At 29.3% G+C, this 25,190-nt stretch carries 21 protein-coding genes; 3 read left to right on the forward strand and 18 right to left on the reverse strand.

Annotated elements, in window-relative coordinates:
• Positions 1–32 precede the first annotated feature (32 nt).
• Together CNEONATNEC86_RS20500 and CNEONATNEC86_RS20505 are read right to left on the reverse strand one after the other, a co-directional pair.
• Positions 33–515 (reverse strand): PTS sugar transporter subunit IIA, encoded by a 483-nt coding sequence (locus CNEONATNEC86_RS20500; RefSeq protein WP_058293327.1) that lies wholly within the window; start codon positions 513–515, stop codon positions 33–35.
• Between the two features lie 129 nt (positions 516–644).
• Complete coding sequence (locus tag CNEONATNEC86_RS20505) at positions 645–1,571, reverse strand: AEC family transporter (protein WP_058293326.1); 927 nt, start codon at positions 1,569–1,571, stop codon at positions 645–647.
• Between the two features lie 79 nt (positions 1,572–1,650).
• Between CNEONATNEC86_RS20505 and CNEONATNEC86_RS20510 the strand changes: the two genes are divergently transcribed.
• Complete coding sequence (locus CNEONATNEC86_RS20510; protein WP_058293325.1) at positions 1,651–2,424, forward strand: MurR/RpiR family transcriptional regulator; 774 nt, start codon at positions 1,651–1,653, stop codon at positions 2,422–2,424.
• 24 nt (positions 2,425–2,448) lie between these two features.
• Entirely contained in the window at positions 2,449–3,222 is a 774-nt protein-coding gene (locus CNEONATNEC86_RS20515) for a MurR/RpiR family transcriptional regulator (protein ID WP_058293324.1), read from the forward strand.
• 37 nt (positions 3,223–3,259) lie between these two features.
• Here the strand turns inward: CNEONATNEC86_RS20515 and CNEONATNEC86_RS20520 are convergent, their stop codons facing one another.
• The 9 genes from CNEONATNEC86_RS20520 to celB all read right to left on the reverse strand — a co-directional run bounded on the left by CNEONATNEC86_RS20520 (position 3,260) and on the right by celB (position 15,367).
• Positions 3,260–4,786 carry a PTS transporter subunit EIIC gene (locus tag CNEONATNEC86_RS20520; RefSeq protein WP_058293323.1) on the reverse strand — a complete coding sequence of 509 codons (1,527 nt, stop codon included), beginning with the start codon at positions 4,784–4,786 and terminating at the stop codon, positions 3,260–3,262.
• A 302-nt stretch (positions 4,787–5,088) separates the two neighbouring features.
• A complete protein-coding gene (locus CNEONATNEC86_RS20525; protein WP_058293322.1) occupies positions 5,089–6,414 on the reverse strand; it encodes a 6-phospho-alpha-glucosidase in 1,326 nt (441 codons plus the stop codon).
• 474 nt (positions 6,415–6,888) lie between these two features.
• Positions 6,889–7,971, reverse strand: coding sequence for a 3-phosphoserine/phosphohydroxythreonine transaminase (gene serC / locus CNEONATNEC86_RS20530; protein WP_058293321.1), 1,083 nt, complete (start codon positions 7,969–7,971; stop codon positions 6,889–6,891).
• 412 nt (positions 7,972–8,383) lie between these two features.
• The gene (locus CNEONATNEC86_RS20535) at positions 8,384–8,797 is read right to left on the reverse strand and encodes a GNAT family N-acetyltransferase (RefSeq protein ID WP_058293320.1); all 414 of its coding nucleotides are present in this window, start codon (positions 8,795–8,797) and stop codon (positions 8,384–8,386) included.
• Between the two features lie 174 nt (positions 8,798–8,971).
• Positions 8,972–10,417: an ABC transporter substrate-binding protein gene (locus tag CNEONATNEC86_RS20540; RefSeq protein ID WP_230132324.1), complete on the reverse strand. Its 1,446-nt coding sequence runs from the start codon at positions 10,415–10,417 to the stop codon at positions 8,972–8,974.
• A 3-nt stretch (positions 10,418–10,420) separates the two neighbouring features.
• Positions 10,421–11,224, reverse strand: coding sequence for a carbohydrate ABC transporter permease (locus CNEONATNEC86_RS20545; protein WP_058293369.1), 804 nt, complete (start codon positions 11,222–11,224; stop codon positions 10,421–10,423).
• A 7-nt stretch (positions 11,225–11,231) separates the two neighbouring features.
• On the reverse strand, positions 11,232–12,116 hold the full coding sequence (locus tag CNEONATNEC86_RS20550) for a carbohydrate ABC transporter permease (protein ID WP_058293318.1): 885 nt from the start codon (positions 12,114–12,116) through the stop codon (positions 11,232–11,234).
• Between the two features lie 62 nt (positions 12,117–12,178).
• Positions 12,179–14,074 (reverse strand): DUF4838 domain-containing protein, encoded by a 1,896-nt coding sequence (locus tag CNEONATNEC86_RS20555; protein ID WP_058293317.1) that lies wholly within the window; start codon positions 14,072–14,074, stop codon positions 12,179–12,181.
• Positions 14,075–14,086: 12 nt separating this feature from the next.
• Positions 14,087–15,367: a PTS cellobiose transporter subunit IIC gene (gene celB / locus CNEONATNEC86_RS20560; protein ID WP_058293316.1), complete on the reverse strand. Its 1,281-nt coding sequence runs from the start codon at positions 15,365–15,367 to the stop codon at positions 14,087–14,089.
• Between the two features lie 157 nt (positions 15,368–15,524).
• On the opposite strand from celB, the gene CNEONATNEC86_RS20565 reads away from it, so the two are divergent.
• A complete protein-coding gene (locus CNEONATNEC86_RS20565) occupies positions 15,525–16,736 on the forward strand; it encodes an ROK family transcriptional regulator (RefSeq protein WP_125147900.1) in 1,212 nt (403 codons plus the stop codon).
• A gap of 110 nt (positions 16,737–16,846) precedes the next feature.
• Here the strand turns inward: CNEONATNEC86_RS20565 and CNEONATNEC86_RS20570 are convergent, their stop codons facing one another.
• From CNEONATNEC86_RS20570 to CNEONATNEC86_RS20600, 7 genes are all read right to left on the reverse strand, one after another.
• Complete coding sequence (locus tag CNEONATNEC86_RS20570; RefSeq protein ID WP_058293314.1) at positions 16,847–17,341, reverse strand: PTS sugar transporter subunit IIB; 495 nt, start codon at positions 17,339–17,341, stop codon at positions 16,847–16,849.
• A 188-nt stretch (positions 17,342–17,529) separates the two neighbouring features.
• A complete protein-coding gene (locus tag CNEONATNEC86_RS20575; RefSeq protein WP_058293313.1) occupies positions 17,530–18,006 on the reverse strand; it encodes a PTS sugar transporter subunit IIB in 477 nt (158 codons plus the stop codon).
• Positions 18,007–18,019: 13 nt separating this feature from the next.
• Positions 18,020–18,835: a PTS system mannose/fructose/sorbose family transporter subunit IID gene (locus CNEONATNEC86_RS20580; RefSeq protein ID WP_058293368.1), complete on the reverse strand. Its 816-nt coding sequence runs from the start codon at positions 18,833–18,835 to the stop codon at positions 18,020–18,022.
• Positions 18,828–19,604 carry a PTS mannose/fructose/sorbose/N-acetylgalactosamine transporter subunit IIC gene (locus CNEONATNEC86_RS20585; RefSeq protein ID WP_058293312.1) on the reverse strand — a complete coding sequence of 259 codons (777 nt, stop codon included), beginning with the start codon at positions 19,602–19,604 and terminating at the stop codon, positions 18,828–18,830. Before CNEONATNEC86_RS20585 ends, CNEONATNEC86_RS20580 begins: the two co-directional genes overlap by 8 nt.
• A 17-nt stretch (positions 19,605–19,621) precedes the next feature.
• Positions 19,622–20,038 (reverse strand): PTS sugar transporter subunit IIA, encoded by a 417-nt coding sequence (locus CNEONATNEC86_RS20590; protein WP_058293311.1) that lies wholly within the window; start codon positions 20,036–20,038, stop codon positions 19,622–19,624.
• 2 nt (positions 20,039–20,040) lie between these two features.
• Entirely contained in the window at positions 20,041–22,110 is a 2,070-nt protein-coding gene (locus CNEONATNEC86_RS20595) for a glycoside hydrolase family 31 protein (protein ID WP_125147904.1), read from the reverse strand.
• A gap of 119 nt (positions 22,111–22,229) precedes the next feature.
• The gene (locus tag CNEONATNEC86_RS20600) at positions 22,230–24,926 is read right to left on the reverse strand and encodes a sigma 54-interacting transcriptional regulator (RefSeq protein WP_159136743.1); all 2,697 of its coding nucleotides are present in this window, start codon (positions 24,924–24,926) and stop codon (positions 22,230–22,232) included.
• Positions 24,927–25,190: the final 264 nt, after the last annotated feature.

Raw genomic sequence — 25,190 nt, forward strand, 5'->3', positions numbered from 1 at the left:
AAATCATATGGCCTATATCTTTAATTCAACCTTTAAAATTTAACCACTGTACTTTCACCAGCATAAACTTCATTTCCTGTTATTAATTCCATGCTTGGATAATCTAAATGATTAGTTATTACAAGCATCGTATCTGCCACAAATCCCTTTTCTTTTATTAAGCCTGGATCAAATTTAATAAGGTTATCACCTTGCTTTACCTTGTCTCCCTCTTTTACAAAAACCTCAAATCCTTGTCCATTCATTGATACAGTATCAATTCCAACATGTATAAGTGCTTCAACTCCATTTTCAAATCTAATTCCCACTGCATGTTTAGATTCAGACATAACTACTGTTATCTCCCCATCTGCTGGAGACTTTACTAAATTAGTTGTTGGAATTATAGCTACTCCATCTCCCATCATTTTTGATGAAAAAACTTCATCATTAACCTCAGTAATATCTATTATTTCTCCTGATAAATAAGCTTTTAATTCTAATCCTTTTTCTTTCTTTTTTAAAAATGAAAACATGTTAATCCTCCTATATATCTAATATTTATATTTCAATCTGACTGCTAAACTTATATGGCTATATTCTTGTATTGCCATATTTTTATATTATTGCATTTCTATTTTTTTAAATTTTATCTAAAAATTCACTTATGTTAACAATAAATAAATCATTAAAGGAATAGTTACTACTGATAAAACTGTAGTTATGAAAACACCTATAGATGCTGCTTTTACATTGCCTTTATATTGAGTTGTTAACATTACAATCATTGATCCTGCTGGAAGAGCTGTTGCTATTGTTAATTGTGCAATTATAAAACTATCACTTGTAAATAAGTTAGCTATAAAATATGCAATAAGCGGCATAATTATTAATTTTATAAATGATACTATATATATTTTTATATTGCTAAATACATATTTTATTGGTATAAGTGCCAATGAAGACCCTATTAACATCATTGATAATGGAATAGTTATATCTCCAATCATAGATAATATCTTTTGTATTGTTTGCGGCACCTCTATACCAAGTAAAAATATTACTAAAGCAATTATTGCTGCAATAACTCCTACGTTTAAAACATCTTCAATTCTAAATTTTCTTTTTGAATCACCTTTATTTTGAATCATATATACTCCATAAGAGTAAATTAAAACATTAAATGGCATATGTAAAATTGCAGAAGCAAAAATGGCATAATCACCATACAATGCCCTAAGAACAGGGTATCCTACAAAAGATGTATTAGTAAAAACAAGCATTAATGAATATATATTTTTACTTTCATCATTTGCACAGAATAGTTTTATTACGATTTGAGAAAAAGCAATTAAAACTACATATAATAAAATTCCAATAAAGAAAATTTTAATAATTTGATTTTTATCTGTCATTTCATTTGTACTACAAACAGAACTAACAACTAAAACTGGTCCCGTTACTTTTACTATTAATTCTGATAATACATCATTTGATTCCGCTCTCAATATCCCCAATTTATTTAATATATACCCAATTAGCATTATTACAAATAACACCACCATAGTTTCAATCAAAACCATTATGTTCATTGCTTCTTCCTCTTTCTTGCAATTTGTATTTCCTTTTGATAAACTTAAAATTATAGTTATGGAACAGGAGTGATATCTATTGTTAAATTTTATTGATAATAATATTTTAAATACTTTAACACAAAGCGAATTATCCATATTACAATACATAGATACTCACACATCCGAAGTCTTAAATATGAGTATTCATGAATTATCAGAGAAAGTATTTTTCTCAACAGCTACAATCCTACGTTTGTGTAAAAAATTAAATTTCAGTGGATACTCTGAATTAAAATTTTCCTTAAAAAATCGTTTAAATTCTCAAGAAGTAATCGATATTAATCCTATAAATAATGAAAATGTATTAATGGACTTATATACTCAAATTGAAAATACCAGTCGCTTACTTGATACAAAAAATATAGATGTAGTTGTTAATTATCTTTTAAGTGACAAAAAAGTTCATTTATTTTCTACTGGAATTACTAGTATGGTTTTTGAATATATGCAAAGATATCTCTTAGCTACTGAACGTTCAACAACTTTATATAAGACTGATACTATAGCATATCACTCTGCTCAGAACCTTACTGAAAATGATGTTCTAATTCTAGCAAGCGTTACAGGTTCTAATCCTTCTATATTAAAGGCCGCTAGAATAGCAAAAAGTAATAATGTACATATTATTGCGATTACTCCACTTACAAATAATCCATTATCTCAACTTGCAGATACTACATTATATTTTTTCTCAAGAGATCGCATATTTTCTAATTCTGATGTAAAAAGCAGAACTGGTATATTTTATATTATTGATATAATACTTCAACATTATCTTTATTATTTAAATCAATCTAAAATTGATATATAGTATTTAAAAGGATGGGTACTGGTAATGATAAATAAATTTGATCCTAAAGCAATGCAGACATTAACTACAAATGAAGAGGATGTATTGCAATATGTTTTTTCTAACAAAGATAAAGTCATAAAAATGAATATTAATCAATTAGCACAAAACACTTATGTATCCACAGCAACTATTCTTCGTTTGTGTAAAAAATTAAATTTGCAGGGATTTAACGACTTAAAATTTCAATTAAAATCTGATTCATTATCCCAAAATAGTGATAATCCCTCTAATGTTGAAGTAAATGAAATTATTTCAAACAGTCTTTATAAATTAAAAAGTACTATATTAAATCTAAATTTAGATGATTTAAACTATATCGTTGACTGTTTATGCAGTAATAAAAATATCCATATCTTTGGCAGAGGACTCACCCAAATGCCATTAGAATATTTTTATAACATGCTGTTATCCTTAAACAGACCATGTACATTTTACATTGATCCCCCACTTCTTTATCGTGATGCTTCACATATGAATACAGATGATATTCTTATAATAGGAAGCTCTGGTGGATCTACAGTCCCAATTGTAAAATCAGCAGCATTAAGCAAAGCTAATTCTGCCACTGTAGTTGCAATAACTTCAAATTATGATAGTGAATTGTCTAAAATAGCCAATATAGTTCTACATGGTGAAACTGAAAATACAAAGTTTTATGGTATAGACATTAAGTCAAGATTATCTATACAATTTATTGTAGAATCAATTCTAGAACTATATATAAATAGATTAAAAAGCAAAACTAATATAGATTAACAAAGAAGAGCAACATCAATAGCTGCTCTTTTTATTTTTATCTTTTCATAGCCTCTTTTACCTGCTTTGCAACCTTTTCAACCTTAGGCCCATAAATAACATGAATATGAGTTGCTGAAGGTTTTACAATTCCCATAGAGCCAGTAGATTTCAATAAAGTTTCATTTATTAATGACATATCTTTAACGTCAACTCTTAATCTTGAAATACAATTATTAACTGCCACAATATTATCAAATCCACCTAATCCATCTATGATTTTTGTAGCTAAATCACTTGCACCTTGCCCATTTGATTGAATTGAAGTGTCTTCTACTTCATCTTCATTTACATCAATAGAAAGATTTCTGCTTGAGAAGTACCATTTGAAAGCTAAGTAGTAAATTATCGCAAATACAATACCTACTAGAATTACTATATACCAATTTGATCCCGGAACTAAAACACCATAGATTAAGAAATCTATAATACCGCCTCCAGTATTTCCTATACCAACATTTAGTAAGCTTAGCAATCCAAAAGATATCCCTCCCATAACTGCATGGAAAAGGAATAAAGGTGGTGCAACAAACATAAATGCAAATTCTAAAGGTTCTGTAATTCCTGATACAATAGATGCAGCTACACCAGCAATCATTAGCGCTTTTACTTTTGGTTGTTTTGCTTTAGGTGAAGTTTTATAAATTGCATAAGCTGCTGCTGGGAGTCCAAACATCATAAATGGCATTTTACCTTGTCCTAAGAATGCAGTATATTGTCTTAGCTCAGATATAGGAACTTTATCAAAGAATTGAAGGAAAATATTTAAACAGCCTTCAACCCCTTCATACACACCACCAACGGAAGTAGTACGGAATATACCATTTAAAACATGATGTAGTCCAGTTGGAATTAATAATCTTTCTAAAAATCCGAAAATGAATACACCAAAATGTCCTAGGCTAGCTATCATATTTCCTAAGCTAGTAATTGCTGAAGAGATTGGAACCCAGACAAATGGAATCACTTGTCCTAAAACAGTCATTGCACCAATAACTACTATAGCAACAAATCTTTTGCCACCATAGAATGCAATAGCAACTGGAAATTCAACGTTATAAAACTTATTATGAAGTACTGCTGTTAATATACCAGTCAGCATACCTGCAAATGCTCCCATTTCTATTGTATCTGCCACACCTAGAATACTTGCCATTTTTAATGCACTAAAGTCAAAAAATCCTGATCCAATAATTAATGATGCACTTAATAAGAAAACATAATACCCTATAAATCCTGCAAATGCTGCAATTTCTTTTTCTTCTTTAGCCAATCCAAAGGCTATACAAATTGAAAATAATACCGGAATCATTCCAAATACAGTTGCAGTAATCGTTTTTATAGCTGTTATAAAATATGAAACGCCTGTTATCTGTAAAAATGGAAGTACCTCTTGAATTTGAGGTTTTAATAACGCAGAAGTTAATCCTAATAACAGACCAGCAGCTGCTAAAGTTGCAATCGGTAACATTAAGCTTCTGCCAAGTGCAGAAAAGAAATCCATCACTTTATTTTGCTTACCCATATCCATTCCTCTTTTCTAAATTTATTTTAATACTATAATTTATCATCTATGATTCACTACAAAAATTCTTAATACATATGGAAAGGTAATATTAACTTATATACAAATTTACTATTAAAATATCTTATATAAAATTTATATCATGAGATTATGATAGCATAGATTTCAAATTAATATATGATAATATTTCAATATACTAAATATAAGTGGTTATTATAGTTTTAATAAATCTGTATATATTGTTAAATTACCTTTCTTAAAGTACTGTTAGTATAAATATTGAATAATATTACTTTTAGATATTATTTAAGTTCTGGCCAGTAGCCTTTATTTGCTTCAATTAACGCATCTAATACTTTTCTTGCCTTTTTAGCATCGTTTATTAATCTATTTAAAGTAAATGCCTGAAGTGCTTTAGTATAAGATTCTTCATAATAAGCATCTATTAATAACTTTTCACATGATACTTGATTCACTAATAATCCTAAATAGAATTGAGGTATATTTCCAACGCCCATAGGTCTTGGTCCATTTATTCCAAGCTCAGCAACTACTTCTACCATAGCATCATCTTGCATATTATTTATTGCTCCATTATTTTCTGTAATTATTATATATCTTCTATTTTGGTTATAAGCAATTGATTGTGCTACTTCAATCATCATTTCAGCATGAGCATCACTTTCAATTTTAACCTTTCCTTCTGTTGTTCCAGCTGCGATTACTTCTCTACATTCATTGAATACACGTTTTTCTCTATTAGCCATAACTTCATCAGCTCTTGTGAAGTTTGGATCAAGGTGAGAAACCTTGTAATCTGGATATAAATAATATTGATCATAGGTATTTGGTAAATAATCTGGGAAGTCCTCCATTATTGTTTGAACCATTCCATAAGTGTCTAACCAAGATTTATCTCTTTGCTCGGCATCTTGTGGTAAGAATCCTCTTTCTTTTATTAATTCTTTTAGTTTAGGAAGTAAATCTTCACCTGTAGCTTTATCATATATATGAGTAAACCATCCATAGTGGTTTAATCCAAAATAAACAGGATCTAATGATTCCCAGTCACAACCTAATAGACGACTGCAAGAGCGAACAACATTTTCTGGCTGGTCACATATATTTAAAATTCTCTTATCATCTGGAAACTCTCTTCTTAATGCTTCTGCAACAATTGCTGCTGGGTTAGAGTAATTAAGTACCCATGCATTTGGAGCATATTTTCTTATGTCATAAATTGCTTTTATCATTTCTCTTGTTGATCTTAATCCATAAGCCATTCCACCTGCTCCACAAGTTTCTTGTCCTATAAGTCCCATACTTAATGGAATATGTTCATCTTGTGCTCTCATTGGAAGTCCACCAACACGCATTTGCATGAATACAAAATCCATATCAGTATAAGCCTCTGCAACATCTGTAGTATAATTGAATTCAACTTCAGGATATTTTTCCTTCATTAATATTTTTCCAAACTCTCCAATTGGTTCTTGTCTTTCAGCATCTATATCAAATAAAACTAATTTATTAAGTGGAAATTCTTCTTTTAATCTGCAAAATGATTTTAAGAAACCTGGTGTAAAAGTACTTCCTCCTCCAACAATAACAACATTATATCTTTTCATAATAATCACTCCTACTAACTTCAATTTAATGAAATTCTAATTTATTTTAAAGTAAATATAGATTCTTAATTTCTATTAATTAACGGCCGTTTATTTTCTATACTCACATTTTATATTCTGATATCGTTTTAATCAATGCTTCTTAGCACTATAGTCATGGATAATACCGTATGTCATTTGTAACTCTCAATGTCATTTGTAACTGTAAAATTAAGTAATACTTTATGATTAGTTCCATATAAATAACTCTCACATTAATTCTTAATTATTAATGTGAGAGTTATTAATTCTTTATTTGATTCACTTTTATTAATTGTCTTAAAATCTACTATTCATTTAACTTATATAGATTTCTTCCCACTTATAAAACTAACAAATGGGTTTAGATGATGCAAAGAAATAGAGCTCACAGTTTCTGCCAAGCAAGCATAATTGTGAGCTCTATTTCGATTGTCTACCACTAAACTCTAATGGTTATTTATTTTCAGCTTCGAATTTCTTCATAAAGTCAACTAAATATTGAACACCTTCTATTGGCATAGCATTGTAGATACTTGCTCTCATACCACCAACAGTTCTATGTCCTTTGATGTTTTCAATTCCAGCTGCTTTAGCTTCTTTTACAAATTTAGCATCTAATTCTTCATTACCTGTTACAAATGGTACATTCATTAAAGAACGATCTTCTTTTACAACTGTACCTTTGAATAATTCACTTGAATCAAGATAATCATAAAGAATCTTAGCTTTTTCTTCATTTCTCTTCTTCATAGCTTCTAAGCCACCAAGTTTCTTAAGGTGTTTAAATACCTTTCCACAAATGTATATACCATAAGCTGGTGGTGTGTTATATAAAGATTTATTATCTGCATGGATTTTATATTGAAGCATTGTTGGAGTACCTTCAAGTACATCTTCTGTAATTAAATCTTCACGAATTATTACAACTACTGTACCAGCTGGTCCAATATTTTTTTGAACTCCAGCAAAGATTAATCCATACTTAGTTACATCTATTGGTTCAGATAATATATCAGATGACATATCTGCAACTAAAATCTTACCTTTAGTATCAGGAAGATTATGATATGTAGTTCCATAAATTGTATTGTTGTGACAAATGTATACATAATCTGCATCATCGCTAACTTCTATCTTTGTTAAGTCTGGAATATATGAAAAAGTCTTATCTGCTGAAGATGCTAATTCATTTACTTTACCATATTTTTTTGCTTCTGCTGCTGCTTTTTTTGCCCATTGCCCTGTTATAATGAAATCTGCAACTCTATTCTTCATTAAGTTCATTGGAATCATTGCAAATTGTGTTGATCCTCCACCTTGAAGAAATAATACTTTGTAGTTATCAGGAATGTTCATTAAATCCCTTAAATCTTGTTCAGCGTCTTGAATGATTTCTTCGAAAGCCTTAGAACGATGGCTCATTTCCATTACTGACATTCCAGTTCCTTTGTAATCTAACATTTCTGCTGCTGCTTCTTTTAGAACCTCTTCTGGTAAAACAGCTGGTCCTGCTGCAAAATTATACACTCTTGACATAAAAAAATGCCCCCCAATTTTAAATATTTTATAATATTATAACACATTTTATATATTTAGGAATAATTTATTAATAAATTTATTTCTGAAAATTATTAATCTCATTGATATATTATTATGAATTTAATAAATATCTAATTATGATGTTAATTTGTAATTGAATTATTTATAGTGAATATTTATTCCATTTTATATTACATAAATGCAATCTTTATAAATAAATATAAAATTAATAAGTAAATATATATTCCTAAGAATATATATTTACTTATTCGCTTATTCTTATATTTACTAAACATTTACAACCTTTTTTAATAATCCTTTATTAAATATTTTTTATTAAATATACTAGAAATGAAATTCCCAGTTATATTTTTAATTTACTTTAGAAATGTATGAATAATCAGTTGATTTAAACACCCTTTATCAAGAAAATCCTAGTAGTTCCTTTAAATGGAATATCGTTTAGTTCGAAAACCACACTATATCCCATTTTTTCATAAAACCTTCTTGCTTGATAGTCCTGTGTAGTTAAAAAAATTTTTTTGCACCCATGCCTTTTAACTTCATTTTCTAATTCTAAAATTAATTTTCTTCCTACTCCAAGTTCTTGATATTTTTTTTCTACAGCTAATAAATCTACAAAGCAGGTCTCAAATACTTTTTGTGCCGTGATTCCTCCAATGTAATTATCTTCTTCAAAAGCTGCTAATGAAATACTACTTTCATTTCTTGTTTTAAGATGTGTTCTTTCTGCTAAATGCCCTAAAAGAATTCTATTGAGATTCTTACTATTTTCTTCTTCATTAAATTCAATTATTTTCATATGCAACTTTCCTCCTATTTTTATTCAGCAATTATTTATATTCTGAGTATTAAAACTGACATTCAATTGGTTTAATAACATTTTCGAATTATTCTATATTTCCTTTTCTCCTGGCTTACATATAAAATATTTTCAATCTTTTAATAACTGCAAAAAAGCTATTCCCTTTAGTTTTTAGTCACTATAGTTAAAATCATCAATTTTAACAGGATATTTCTTTTTAACACTATCAATAGACATTTTTAACTTTTCTTGCAGTTTATTTGAATAGTCCTTCATTTTATCCTTATAATTCTTATCCCCAGAAAGGATGCTAGATGATATGTCTCCAAAATCCGGTATTAATTGAGGTAAATTTGTATAAACTAATTCTAAATATTCATTTTTTTCTATCGGATTTATAACTTCAATGCTCTGTTCCATAGATAACTGATAGTAACACTTCATTACCTCATCTTCTATATCCTCTTCTCCCAAGTCATTCCTAATTGAAACAAAACCACCTTTTTTGACAAGTTCCTTTTGATATTCATAGGAATATAAGTATTCCAAATACTCTGCTGCTATATCTGGATGTTTACTGCTAGATGATATTCCCATCCATCCCTTAGTAAAAGGACGAATCATTTTAGAGCTCTGAGATTTATTTTTATCCGGAATTTTCATCACTCCAAAATCTAAATCTGGATTATCCTCTTCCCAAACTGGAATACACCATGATCCTTGAACTATAAATGCAGCCTTATTTTCCGCAAAAATATTCCTTGCCTCTGGTGCAGAAAGAGAAGCTGAATCTGGATGAAAACAGCCATTTTGATATAATTCATTGTAAAAATCTAATGCTTCCATTACTTGAGGAGAATCAAATTGATTTTCTCCATTGTTTAAAAAAATTTGACCAGCAGGTCCTAATCTAGCTCCTGCTACTTCTGCAAAGCTTCTTAATTCTAAATCTATTCTATTTTTTTGAGCTCCACTTGTAACTATTCCAAAATATTTTCCATTTCCTTTTTCACTCACTAGCTTGGTAATATTAAGAAATTCTTCCCAGGTTGTTGGAAGTTGATTAAGAGAAATTCCTGCTTCTTTCAGTACCTTTTTATTATAAAAAATTAAAGTACTTGGAATTTCTTCTGCTTCTGGCAAAAGATATATACTCTCTTCTTTTGTTGTAATATTTTGCTTAAATACATTATCTTTTAAAGATGAAAAGAAATTAGAATCTAAATACCTATTTAAGGGAATGAACCATCCTTCATTAATAGCAGTAGAAAAAAATACAGTACTAGGAAGTGGAAATAAGTCTGGTGCATTTCCTGATCTAATTCCAGATAACATTGTTTCATTAAACTGAGCTTGAGTTAATGTAGTGTAATTTATAGTAACATTAGGATGGTCTTTCATAAAACGATCATTGAGTTTCTCTCTAGATTTTTTTGTACTATCACTCCAGTCTACAATATTTAATGTTACTTTTTCTTCTTTATCTGTCTTAATAATCTCATTACTATTATCTAAATTTTTTCCTTCATTCCCATATTCAACAATATCTACTCCAATTCCACATCCGGTCAATGTAAATAATAGAATAAATACAACTGCACATAATTTTTTCATCATACCCTACTCCTTTATGGCTCCTGATATTCCTTGTATAAAGTAGTCTTGGAAAATAATAAATAAAATAATTATTGGTATTATAGTTATGCAAGCTCCAGCAGATATACTTCCCCAATCTACAATGTTCTCTCCTTGAAATGAATATAATCCTACTGATAATGTCCTAATACTTGGATTGTTAATTGATAGAATTAACGGGTATAAAAAGGAGTTCCATGTCCATATTGACTGTGTTATAACTACTGTTCCAATAATAGGTTTTGAAAGCGGAAACATTATTCTCAAAAAAATATTGTAAGAATTTGCACCATCAATCACAGCTGCTTCCTCAATTTCATTAGGAATAGACCGAAAAAAGCTAACAAAAAGGAGTATAAATATGACATGCCCTCCACCTATCTCTGCTAAAATTAACCCTATTATTGAATTTTCAAAGTTTAACATTCTTAATATCTGGTACACAGGTATTGAAAAAAATATCATAGGCATTCCCATTGAAAGTACCAAAATAGAATATATGAATTTCTTTCCACAAAACTCAAACCTCCCCATAATATAACCAGCTAAAGAAGTGATACAGAGTATAATTATCACAGAAGAAATTGTTATGATAATCGTATTCAAAAAATATTGAGAAAAATTAGCTTCCTGCCATGCATTAGTAAAATTACTAAAGGTAATATTGCTAATGTTAAGTAAATCACTAAAAGATAATGTATTCTGGCTATTAAAAGCTATTAATAACATGATTAAAAATGGTAAAAACCATATAAACATTAATAAGATTAAGGTAATTTTCTTAATCATCACTCTCTCACTTCCTTTTAATATTCTTCAGAAGAATCTTAGATGTATATGCAATTATTAATATAAAAATTAAACACAGTACTGAAGCTGCACTCGCATAGCTTAGTCTTGGTGCACCGAAACTACTTGAAAATGCTGTCCTGTAAATATAGGTCGATAACATATCAGTTGAGAAATATGGACCACCAGAGGTTAGAGTCTGAATTATATCAAAAACCTTTAGTGAATTTAAGAAAGTAATCATTGTAACAAATAATGCAACTGGCTTAATTATTGGAAAAATGATATGGATAAACATTGCTCTTCCTGTTGCTCCATCTAAATTAGCTGCATCAATTATTGATGTAGAAACTAATTTAAAACTCGCCATCCAATAAATAAAAAGCGTTCCTGTCTCCTTCCATATAGATACAAGAATAATCATTATAAAAGTCCATACAGGGTCCGCTAACCAATTAATTTCTCCCATTCCTATCTTTTTAAAGAACATATTCAAAACCCCATTATAACTAAAAATCGCCTTCATTATAATTCCAATTGTTGCAGAAGTGGCAACTATAGGCATTATAAAAACTAATCGGATTATTTTTTTAAATTTAAACGAGTTAAATTCAACAAAATATGCTATAGAAAACGAAATAAAGACTTGAAAAAGTGTTCCAAAAATCGCAAATAAAATACTGTTTTTAAATGCATTCCAAAAAAGTCCATCAAATATTATTTCTTTATAATTTTCTAAGCCAATAAAATTAGCCCATTTAGTAATTCCATTCCAATTTAGAAAAGAATAAATTACATTTAAAATAATGGGATATAATTGAAATACTACATAAACAATTAATAACGGTAATAAAAATATAGGAATTATAGACCTTTTATTTTTCTTTAACATTACTTACCTCACAGTACATGGCATCAAATAAACTTTTGATGCCATACTTCTTTCTATAAACTCTATAAAATGAAACCTGTGTAATTTTTTGCCACCTCAATTACTCTATAGACATCTAAATTATTTTGTATATATGGTTCATTTCTTCTAATGAAATCTAATAAGTCTCTCCACTGTCTTTGTCCTAGCTCATTATTTCCTTCACAAAGTAGTTGTAAAGCTTTTGAAAGTTTACAAACATACTCTCTATGAAAACCTAACTGTCTCCATTGTTCTTTCTGGAGTCCACTTACAGCTTCAGTGTTTTTTTCTATTTCTGATAGAAATTCATTAGCTAAATTATTAGATATTTTATATTTAATTGAGAGTTCTGTATTAAGTCTATCTCCAATTGCATTGAAATAATCACATGATGAATATTCTGATAGCTTCTCCAAATAGTCACATACTTGAATCCATTCTTCCCCATACATAGCTTCAAAATACTCTTCTTTTAAATCCTCATAAGATAATTTGTTATTCCAAAGCATTTTCCCCATTACATAATTCGGGAAATTATGTGGAAATCCAGCTCTTAATTCTTGACAACTGATATAGCCATTTAGATCTAACTTATCTAGAAATTGAATATCTCTATAAATTATTTTACTAATTTTCATATAACCTAAATCACCATAATGAGCACGTCCTAGCGGATAATCATAAACAAAGCTGTCTCCAGAAAACGTTTTTTTCCAACTGAATAAATATGATAGATTTTCTTCTAAAGAATTGGGAAGAACTATTTTATTTCTTTGATATTCTTTTGGTTCTGGAACCCCTTTTTCATAATCTACATCTGCATAACTTTTTTCAAAAGTTCTTGTAATTGGTGCAAACATCATTGTAAATCTATCAGGATTATTTATTTTTTCTTTACATGGTGCAAATAATAATTCATGATATAATAGAAAACATATTTTTGTCTCAAGTCCTTCTTTATTTAACGCATTATCTAATTCATTTAAGATACGCACATATTGATCAGAAGGTATCTCTTTCTGACATTTTTCACACTCACAAATATTATTTCGTGCATCAGATAACCATACATGAAGATAGTCAACATCTTTTCTCTCTTTTGCATAATCGACAATTAACTGTACCATCTTACTAGAAACCTCAGGATTAGAAAAATCCAAACTAGTCAATATAGGGGCAGTTCCGAACAATTCCCTCTTTCCATTTAGTTCTGCTACCAATGGTTTCTTCTCTTCAGGTAGTGTTAAACCAGATTCCCATCCATATTTTGACGAATAACCTAATACTTCACCTGTCCATCCATGTCCAACTCTATGATGTACAATACCTCTCTTAGAAATCTCTTCATCAATTAAATCACTCATTTTTTGTGATATATCTGTATTAAATTCATCATTTTCTAAGTACGGATTAAATTCATGTTCATACCATCTTTTAAAGAATGAATATGGATTTTCAAATTGAATGAAGAAGCTATTCAAACCAATCTTAGGTAACCAATCAACAAAATTTTTAACATTTTCAAAAGAATCAGCGCCCTCAATACAAATACCTCTATGTTTAAAACTAGCCTGTTCTGAAATAGTAATTTTTTTGCTAATAAAATCCTCAATGTCTCTTTTTACTGTGTACTCGTTTTCTCTTCCTGGACGTAAATATCTTACACCAAATTCTGAAAAGAAACGATAAATACCAATAAGCAGACCAGATCGTGTATTTGATTGAATTTTTCCTTTACCTTCTAATAATTTTATTTCAATTAAGTCATTCTTGTTGATGTCTAAATCAGGAATAATCTGTAAAATAATATCAGCTTCACTTTCCTTTTCAGTTTCTTTAATATTTATAGAAAATATTTTTTCAAAATAATACTTCATTTCTCCTTTACAAAATTCAGCAAAACTTTTTTCTAAATCAAAGCTTATTTTTAAATTCATAATATTCACCTCTTAATTATTTTTCTTTTCAATAGCTAAATTCCTTTTATCTGCAGATTTAAAGAATGGATAATAAATAAGGAATGAAACTGCTACTAAAACCACCTGCAGTGCTGCACCCTGCCAGCTTCCTCCTGTAGCAAGGAATCCTCCAATAATAGGTGGTGTTGTCCAAGGTAATGTTACACCAGTCGTAAGGGGGACAAGTCCACTTACCATTGCAAAATACGTAATAATTGCATTTACTACAGGTGTTAAAACAAACGGTATTATCATAATTGGATTAAGTACTGTTGGGAAACTAAATAAAATTGCTGTATTTATATTAAATAAAGCTGGAATGCCTGAAATCTTTCCAAGTGTACGATACTCATTGCTCTTACTAAAAAATATTAGACATAGTGCTAATCCAATAGTTGCACCGCCTCCACCAATATATACAAATAAATCCATAAAAGGAGCTGTAATTATATGAGGCAAAACTTCTCCAGCAGCTTGAGCCAATCTGTTTTCATCTGTATATTGAAGCCATATTGGATTCATAACAGATCCAACAACTTGTCCACCATTAACACCACAGAACCAGAAAATAGAATTTAGAAGAACTGCTATAAATGTGCCTGGCAATGTACCTCCAATAAGGCCTAAAGGTTTGCCAATAACAAATGCAAGAACATTATTTAAACTACCTAACTCCAATACATCTAACACTTTTAGAACTATTGAAAAGAATAAAATTATTACAGTTCCAGGAATTAGCGCCGAAAACGATTTACTTACTACCTCAGGAACACTTTCTGGCATTTTAATTGTAATATTTTTTTGAATAAACCATCGATAAATTTCAGCAGAAATAATAGCTACAACGATTGCAGCAAATAGGCCCTTTCCCCCTAACATTCCATATGGAATTCCAGCAGCGTTATTAGCATCGGTTATTGTTGGTGTAACTAATAGAAAACTACTTAAAGCCAACACGCCTGCAGAAGGTCCATCTGTATTATAGGATTCAGCTAAACGATAAGCAATTCCAAAACTTGTTACTAGTGCAATAAGACCAAATGTATTGTTAACCATTGTATTTAATAAAACATCTAATTGCCAATGTGTCTTTAACCAATTTGTCCACGAATCAATTGGAAAACTAGCAATTAAAACAAATATAGATCCAATTAATACCAATGGCATTGCCATCATAATTCCTTCACGTAATGCTTTTAAATGTCGTTGATTTCCAAGCTTTTCTCCTAATGGTGCCAGTCTTTTTTCTAAGAATTCAAAAAAAACTTTCATTTCTCTATCTCCTTTTTATTTATAATTTATAAATAAATATTATCACGTAATCGTTTAATTGTAAATATTAAATTTATAATTTATTAATATTAAAAGCTTTAAATCAATCAAAAAATAGAGTAAAATAGTCTATGTATTATAAACGGAGGTATTTATAATGTATAATAAAAAAAATTTAGATGCTTTTAACTTAAATATGAGCACGGTACTAGAGTTTATTTATAGGAATCCACAGACTTCTCGTATTGAGATAGCACACTCGACTGGTATTACACCTGCGACTATTACTAGTATTGTAGGTGAATTATTAGACAAAAACCTTATAATTGAAACTGGTGCAGAAGTACAAGGAGCACTGGGCTCTGGTAGAAAAAGAAAAGTTCTAATACTAAACCCTTCAGCTGGATTCTTTTTGGGCATTGAATTTAATATGAAAGGCCTTTTTCTTTCAGTTACAGATGCCTGCGGAAATGTAGTCTATAATCTAAAAAAAGAATTAAACGATTTTAATGTAACGCATATAAATCAATTAATTATAGATATGATTAATACTGCCTGTGAAACATTAGATACTTCTAAGATAATAGGAGCTGGCATTGCAATTCCAGGGCACTTTGATTCAATAAATAAATCCATTATATCTAACAATAAAATGTGGAAAGATTTTTCTTTATCAAAAATAAATAAAAACTTTAATTTTCCAATTATTGCAGAAAACAATATTGAATGTATGGCTTTAGGTGAATATCTTTTTAATCCATTAAAAACACCAGAAAAATTTTTATTTTTGCATGTTGGTCATGGCCTATTTTGTTCTTTCTTTAATTCGAATCATATTGGATTCAAATCTAACTTTTATTTAGGTGAAATAGGTCATACAGTAGTAGATATTAATGGGCCTAAATGCGAATGTGGAAAAAATGGTTGTTTACAAACATACATATCTGAATCATGGTTAATAAAAAATGCTAAATATCTTTTTGAAAATTCAACTAATACAGTTCTTCACTCACTAGTTGAAACATCTGATGAAATAAATATTAAAACCATTATAGATGCATATAAGCTTAATGATCCCTATTTCAAAGAACGTATTGTATTAGGAATTAAACTTCTTGGTACATCAATAGCAAATACTCTAATCATGCAAGATGCAGATAAAATATACTTAAATAGTGAGTTATTCACAAATGATGAATTTAGAACATTTATTTTAGAAATTATAGAAAATCAATTAATGTTTATTCCCACTAAAAGAAATGTGGATATTGAAATTGAAAACTTCAATTATAATAGAGGGGCTACTGGTGCATGTGCATTAGCTTGCCTATCATTTGTTATAAAAAACACTGGCTATTTGCAGGAATAAATGTGTTCAAAATATTGACCTAGGTTCACTTTATAAGTAAATATAGAATTAATAAGTAAATATATATTCCTAAGAATATATATTTACTTATTCGCTTATTCTTATATTTACTAAACCTTTACAGCCTTTTTTAAGTAATCCTTTAAATAATTTTTACCTTCATCAGGTACCATCATCGCAGTTAACAGCACCCCTCTCTTCTCAAGCTGTAGGAAATTTCCAAGCTCATCATTAGTTATACTAACTGATCTTTTTATTTGAATAGTATCCTTTCGTGACGCCATATTTCCAACATTCACTTCTTTTATATCCAATCCTAAATCCATTAAATCCAATATATCTTTGGGATTCTTAACAATTATCATTACTCTTTGTCCTAAATATTTCTCATTTAAAATATTTTTTACTGCTGTTTCTTTACCCAATATAGACGTTCTTATATTGGCTGGAGCCACCATTCTTAGAAATGTTTTTTGAAGCTCATCATTAGCTACTTCATCATTTATTACCATTACTCTTGATATTTGCAATGAATTACTCCAAAATGCTACAACTTGACCATGTAGTAATCTATCATCTATTCTTATATGAACTATACCCTTCATAATTTTCATCTCCTTTATACGGCTATATTTGAATACATAAAATTATATAAGTTCTAAAGAAATTAAATAATAATTTCCTGTTTAAAATAATACTTTAAAATTATAATATATTTTTTTTCGATTTAAAGCAAAAGGAAATTAGCATGAAATTTATTTGATTTATGCTAATCTCCTTTCTTTAGTTTATTTTATAATGAATCTTTAAGATATACTTTAGGAGCTCCAGGTGTCATTATTGCTGTCACTTCTACTCCTCTTTCTATAAGTTCTTTAAATGCTTCTTTTTCTTCCTTAGTAACACTAATTGTAGTTTTTATAACTTCTGTATTTGATTTTGCTGACATATTTCCTACATTTATTTCTTTTATATCTAACCCATTATTAAGTAAATATAATATATCTAATGGCGATTTAACAACAATAAATACTTTCTGTCCTTTATACTTGCCAGATGATATATTTTTTACTGCTGTTTCTCTAGTAATAATAGATGTACTTACATTAGGTGGCGCTGCCATCCTAAGTAATGATTTTTGCATATCATTATTTGCTACTTCATCATTTATAACCATTATGCGTGTAGCCCCTAATTCATTTGTCCACATTGTAGCTACTTGACCATGGATAAGACGGTCATCTATTCTTATATGTGTAATTCCTTCCATAACTAATCAACTCCTATTTTAATATTTTTAATACATATGCAAGTACTGCAATTACCATAACTAATAGTATTAAATAAACTGGTTTTACTTTTTTACCTAAAAGATAGTAAACTAAAAACACAAGCGCTGCTGGGATTATTCCTGGCATAATTTGATTTAAAATATCTTGTCCTTTCATTGTTACATCACCTTGGGCAAATTCGAAAGCTATATTTGCTTTAATAACTGATGGAATTAAGGCCCCTACAACCATTAAACCTAGTATTGCAACACATTCTGAAATTGTTTTTAACTTTTTACCTAAAGAATTTACTAAACTTGTACCTGACTTATATCCCATTTCAAAAAGAGGAAAACTTAACATTTTTAATGTAATTCCAACTGCAAGCCATAGAACTATTCCAATAGCACTGCCTTGAAGAGCCATATTGGCAGCAATTGCTCCAAATATTGTCCAAGGTATAACAACAAACATACTATCACCAAGCCCAGCAAGTGGTCCCATAAGTCCTGTCTTTAGAGATGCTATTGCTTCAGCTGCATTATTTTTTTCTTTTTCTTCAATACCTATGTTTACTCCTAATACATATGGAGCTATCCATGGATTTGTATTGAAGAACTGTAAATGATTTTTTACTGCTGTTTGTAGACCATCTGGATCACCTTTATGAATGAATTTTAGGAAAGGCATAATAGCATAACAATAAGCAAGTGCCTGCATTTTTTCATAGTTTGATGATACACTACTTGTAAATATCCATCTCCATAAAACTTTATAACGTGTTTTTTTATCTAAAACTGTTTCTTGTTGTTTTACTTCATTATTCATCTTCATCCATACCTCCTACAGTTTGAGTTTGAGCTTCTAATTGAGTGCTCTTTTTATAGTTAAGTAATGCTATTGCTGCTCCTAATAGAGCTACTCCTAATATTGGTATATTTAAATAAACAGCAAGAACAAAACCTATAATAAGATAACTAATATAACTTTTTACTGGTAGATAACGTAATAGTAATCCAATACCTACAGCTGGAAGTAATCCTCCCGCTACTGATAATCCACCTATTAGCCATTCTGGAGTATAATTTAAAATAGTGTTTACAAGATCTGGTCCAAATACTACAGCTAAGAATACTGGTATTCCTGTAGTTAACATTGTTACAGCCACACCTACCATCTGCATTAACTGAATTTTATTATATTCTCTTGACTCTGCATATTTTTCTGCTTTGTGTTGCAAGAATATACCAAATGTATTTCTTAATACATCTAATTGAACCATGAATAATGCTACTGGAATGCCTATAGTAATTCCAACTTCTGGCTTTTGACCAGTAGATATAGTTATAAATGTACCAACAATAGTTGCTGTTTGATAGTCAGGAACTGATGCTCCACCAAAATTACTAATACCAAGTGACATTAATTGTAATGTTCCACCAACATATAATCCAGTTTTAACATCACCTAATATCAATCCAACCACAAAACCACACATTACAGGTTGATATGTTCCAAACATTGTACTGTTTTTTTCATAGTTAATAAATAGGCCGTATAAAATAACCAGTGCCATTTGCCAAAATTGTAATTCCATTAATTTCTTCCTCCTTTTTATTCATCATCTTCATTCATATTATTTAAATTAAATTTTTCACTAAATATAACTGGCTTATTAGCTTCTATAATTGAAGGCAATGCTTCTTTTAGTGTCATATCCTTTTGTTTAAGTACGGCTTCCAATATTCCAGGCATATTCACACCTGCAATTATTTCATATGAATTCGTAAACTTTTCAATTTTAGATGAGAATACATTAAATGGACTCCCATAAAATAAATCTGTGAAAATAAGCACCTCATCTGCTCCAATTTCTTCAATTACATTATCTGCCTTTTTTTCAAATTCTGATATGCCTTTGTCATCTAAGCATATAGAATATACTTCCTTATCTTCACCAACAAAAAGGCTAAGCGTGTCATTTATACTTTGTGCTAAATTTCCATGTGTAGCAATAATAATCTTATACATTTCTATTCTCCTCTCACTATGTCCTTAAACATAGGAAGCTTAACTGCTTCATTGTTTAGTTTATAAAATACTGGAATGGAATCAATATCAGCATCAATCGTATAGTAATTGCCTCCGCTGTATTGTTTACCTGTATTTGCATCTATCCAATTTTCTCCTGTTGGAAGGTAAACTTCTCTTTCTCTTTCTTTGTAATTTATAATTGGAGCAACTAGAATATCTGGTCCAAACATAAATGTATTTTCTATATTCCAAGCTGTTTTATCATTAGGGAAATCATAGAATAATGGTCTCATTATTGGAGTTCCCTTTTCATGTGCTTCTTTCATTAACTCCTTAATATAAGGTTTTAAAGCTTCACGAATTCTAATATATTTTGTAAATATTTTTTCATTTTCTTCTCCATAAGACCAAATTTCATTTGGAGCTCCACTTGAACATTGTCCTCCACCGTCTGTACCTAAAGGCTCTGAGTGTGGTTGCCTATCACCATGCATTCTTAGCACTGGAGTAAATGTTCCATATTGGAACCAACGTATCATTAATTCTCTAAATTCTTCATCATCAGGATTTCCACCATGGAAACCTCCTATATCAGTAGTCCACCAAGGTATTCCCGCTATTCCCATATTTAATCCGCTATTTACTTGATTTCTAAATGCTTTAAAGCTTGAATCAATATCACCAGACCATGCAAGTGCACCATATCTTTGGCTTCCAGCCCATGCACATCTTACTAAGCTGACTATATTTTCTTCACCCTCTTCTTTTAATCCATCATAGACCATCTTTGTATATTCTAATGGATATAAGTTAGCAACTTGAAGACTTGGTCCATTATAATATCTATAATTATCAAAATCATATACCATGTATCCTGGTTCAGCTACATCTAACCAAAATAGCTTGAATCCCTTACTTACATAGCTTTCTTTAAGCTTACTCCAAACGTATTTTTGCGCATTTGGATTTGTTGTATCAATAAATACTGTATTTCCAAGCTGTTGCATTGTCATTTTTACGCCTCTATCAACATGGATCAAATATCCATTTTCTAAGAATTCTTGATATGTCTTAGCGTTTGTTGAAACTGTTGGCCATACAGAAATCATTGCTTTTATTCCCATTTCATCAAGTTCTTTAATCATTTTAGCTGGATCTGGCCAATATCTTTCATCAAAATCAAAATGTCCTTGCTCTGTCCAATGGAAAAAGTCAATTACTATAACAGATGGTGTTATGCCCTTTTCCTTATATCTCCTAGCAACTTCCATAACTTCATCTTGTGTTTGATATCTCATCTTACTTTGCCATAATCCTAATGCATAATCTGGCATCATAGGTACTTTACCTGCTACCTCTGCATATTTTTCTTCGATCTCAGCTGGCGTATCCCCTGCTGTAATCCAATAATCTAAAACCTTTGTTGAATATAACTGCCACTCTGTAATATTTTTAGCAAAGTTGACCTTTCCAACACCTGGATTATTCCATAAGAAACCATATCCTTTACTTGAAATATAAAATGGAACAGATGACTGTGAGTTTCTTTGTGCTAATTCTATGGAACAATTCTTTAGATTTAAAAATGTTTGTTGATATTGTCCCATACCGAATATTTTTTCCTCTGGATCAGATTCAAATCTAACTGTAAGATTATAATCGCCTCCAAGTATTGGCTTAAATTCACGTGGATTTAATTTTAAAGTTGATGAAAATGCTTTTATAGTTTTTACATTAACATCTTCATTTCCAGTATCATTTAAAACCGCTCTTTGACGTATATATTCTTCAAGAATAACTTCATCCTTTTGATTTCTAAATATTATTGTTCCTCTTGATGTAAATGTTGCTGATATATTACCATTTTTTATTGAAGCCTCATTATTTTTTATTTCAATTTTTAAGTTATCGTTTTCTTTTTCTTGTCTATCAAGTAATGCCCATTTATTATCAGGCATTTCTGGTAATAATGTTGCTCTAACTCTAAGACTATTATCTCCCCATGGCTCTATCCATACGGTTTCATTATCAAACTTTCTAATCAGTCTATCTCTTTCTTTTAAAAACATAAACTCATTCCTTTCTTAATTTATTTCTATAATAATTTCTGCATATGTTTCTTTGATACTTTTATATAAAGCAAGAAGCGTGCCACATTTGTGTAACGCTTCTTTAAATAATTCAGATTTTATATTCTATTTTTTATAATGCCCACTATTACTGCTGTTTCATAAGATGGAACTTTTATTGAATATTCTTTTAACTCATTGTCTAATATATTCTGTACTAACTCTAAATCCTTTGTGTCACAATTTATATGTATTTCATCATCATCATCAAGCTTTGTGTCCCTGTTTAATACTACCCTTTCTATCATTATTGCCGTATGAATAAATAATGTTAACCTTAAGTCACTATTTAATTTAACTTCTAATTCGATTTCCAGTATATTGATTATTCTTTCTACATCATTTATTACTCTTTCTGGATTTAGTATAATCATTCTACTTATAATATTCTGAAGGGATAGTAGCTTTATTAAGTCCTTAATTAAAACATCTGCACTTCTGCTTTTTACAATCTTACTAAATACTTTTCTAAGTCTTTCTTCACCATCTTTTCTAAAACAGTCGCTTAATAAAATCACATCAAATCCTTTTATCTTTAAGTCTAGTGTACTTATTATTAATTCAACTTCATAATCATCAAATACCACATCACTTAATCCATTATTTTTTAACTTAAAGTAATCGTAGGCCAATACTTCTATATTTTCATCATCTATACAACTCTTTATTATGTCTTTTATTTTAGTTGCTACTCCAATACCAGTAGCACAACATGTAATAATAGCTTTTTTCTTCTCTTTGCTCTCAAAATACTTATAGCTTATTTTTGTATCTCTTACTGCTGTATCTATTATCTCTTTTATACTCTTTTCTTTAATTATCATATCTCCAACACTTAAAGCAAGCTGAGTAGTTATATTATTGATAACAGCAACTTCACCTTCCATAATATCTTTTATACTTGGATATATTTCAAACAGAGAACCCATATCCACTAAAAATATAGTTCCTTTACTCTTTGAAAAATTCTTAATGTAATTCTTTATTATTCCTGTTACTTCCTCAGGATTCATATCTATTGGCATATCAAATGGTTCAAATATAAAGTCTCCAAGAAGTTTATTCACTACGCTTGCTATGCTGCTTGCAGTTGAATCACCATGGGCAACTATTATACCATTTGTATCATTTATATCATTACTTTTTGTAAGCATATAAATAAATAGTGTAATATACAACTCACCATTTATCCCAAGATTAAATTCTTTATTTTCTTCTATATATTTCAGTATTTTTACTGCAATATAGTTATATTTAAAATTCTTATTCTTCAGTATATTAATTATGTCTTTCTGCATATTAATTATTTCTGGATTATTAAGTTCTTTAGCATTTTCAAATAATAATAATGCCGATGTAATTATTCTAGAACTATTATTGTAATATTTTATTCCATAGTTACTTTCTAATTTACTTATTGCTTTTTCTACTACATTTAAAGATAATTTGAAATTGATACTATCACTCTCATGAACATCATTAGATATTATCGCTTCATTAATTGTATTCAGCTTGGTCACTAATATTTTTCTATATTCATCAAATTTTATTAAGTTCTCATTATACTTTTCTGTAATTTCATAAATTTCTTCTATCATATTTATATATTGTTCAATTATTATAGTAGTCTCTTTTTTACATACTATATCAAATATTTTTTCTCCATACTTTATATGAAAATTTGTATCAAAATACACCTTTTTTATCTTATCAGTATTAATAAATGACTCTGGTAAATTATCTAGCTTAATAACTATTTCACCTGAAACACTATTTCTAAAGCTACTTGCGCAGCTATATTTAATAGCATTTTTAAGAGCACCTACATTACCAACCTTATTCATGAATAATAAATTATTCATAACTTCACTATCCACAAAAATATCATTCTTTAATATATCACTTTCATCTTTGTAGAATCTATATATAAGCTCTACCCTTTCATCAATTGGCCTTTCATCAATGCTAGGTAAGTTAGTTATGATAGGTATTCTTCTTATGAATGTATCTATTAAAAATTCATCTAGTTTTTCTGTAGTTGCGCATATTAACCTTACATTTACTTTTCTTGGATTACCACTTTCCCCTATTCTCTCAAAAACTCCTTTATCCAATAATAAAAATAGTTTTTCTTGACCTTCTGGTGATAGCCTATGCACTTCATCAAGAAATAAATAACCGTTTTCAGATTCGTCAATTACACCAGTTGATTCTTTATCAGCTCCAGTAAAAGCTCCCTTAACATAACCAAATAACTTTGATGATAATAGCTCTTTATTATCTGAATACTCTGCACAGTTAAAAGTTATAAATTTTGCATCTTCCTTTATTACCTTTTTCTCTTTAGCATATTCATAAATCAGCTTTGCCATAAAACTCTTTCCAACACCACTACTTCCTGTCAAAAGAATAGGTAGTCCATTCCCAGGATATAATGTCGCAGATTTGCACTCCTTAATAGCATTAGCTAAGCTACCGTTTGCCCCTATAACCTTACTAAAAATATCATCTTCTTGATTTAATTGTTCATTATTGAATTGATCAATTACTTCCTTATATAAAAAATATACAGGCCTAGTCTTTGTTTTAATTACTAGTCCATCATCAACCATCCTATTTAAATAATGACTTATTACATTTCTCTTTATTCCAAGAACCTCACTAATATCTTGTGCTGTTATCCCTTGTTCCCCTTTCTTTAAAGCATTACTACTTAGTGTAGCTATAACCATTTTTATCTTTTCTTCGTTTTTCAAGTAAATCACCTCACATTTTACTTGTTCTATATCACTATTATATATTTATTCCATAATATTTTAAATATCGACTTTGTTTTCGTTTTCACAAATTCGTGTATTTAATTTTATCTAAATATTCTTGTATTCCCATGTTCTCAAGCCAAAAGATCAACTCTTGCATCTACTATAAATCGTTTATTCAAAAAATACATGTGAGTCAAGTTTACTATATATATATTTATCTATTTTTATATTTCTATATTCTTCTATTCTCAAAAATAT

Source organism: Clostridium neonatale, assembly GCF_900465025.1.
Lineage (GTDB): Bacteria > Bacillota > Clostridia > Clostridiales > Clostridiaceae > Clostridium > Clostridium neonatale.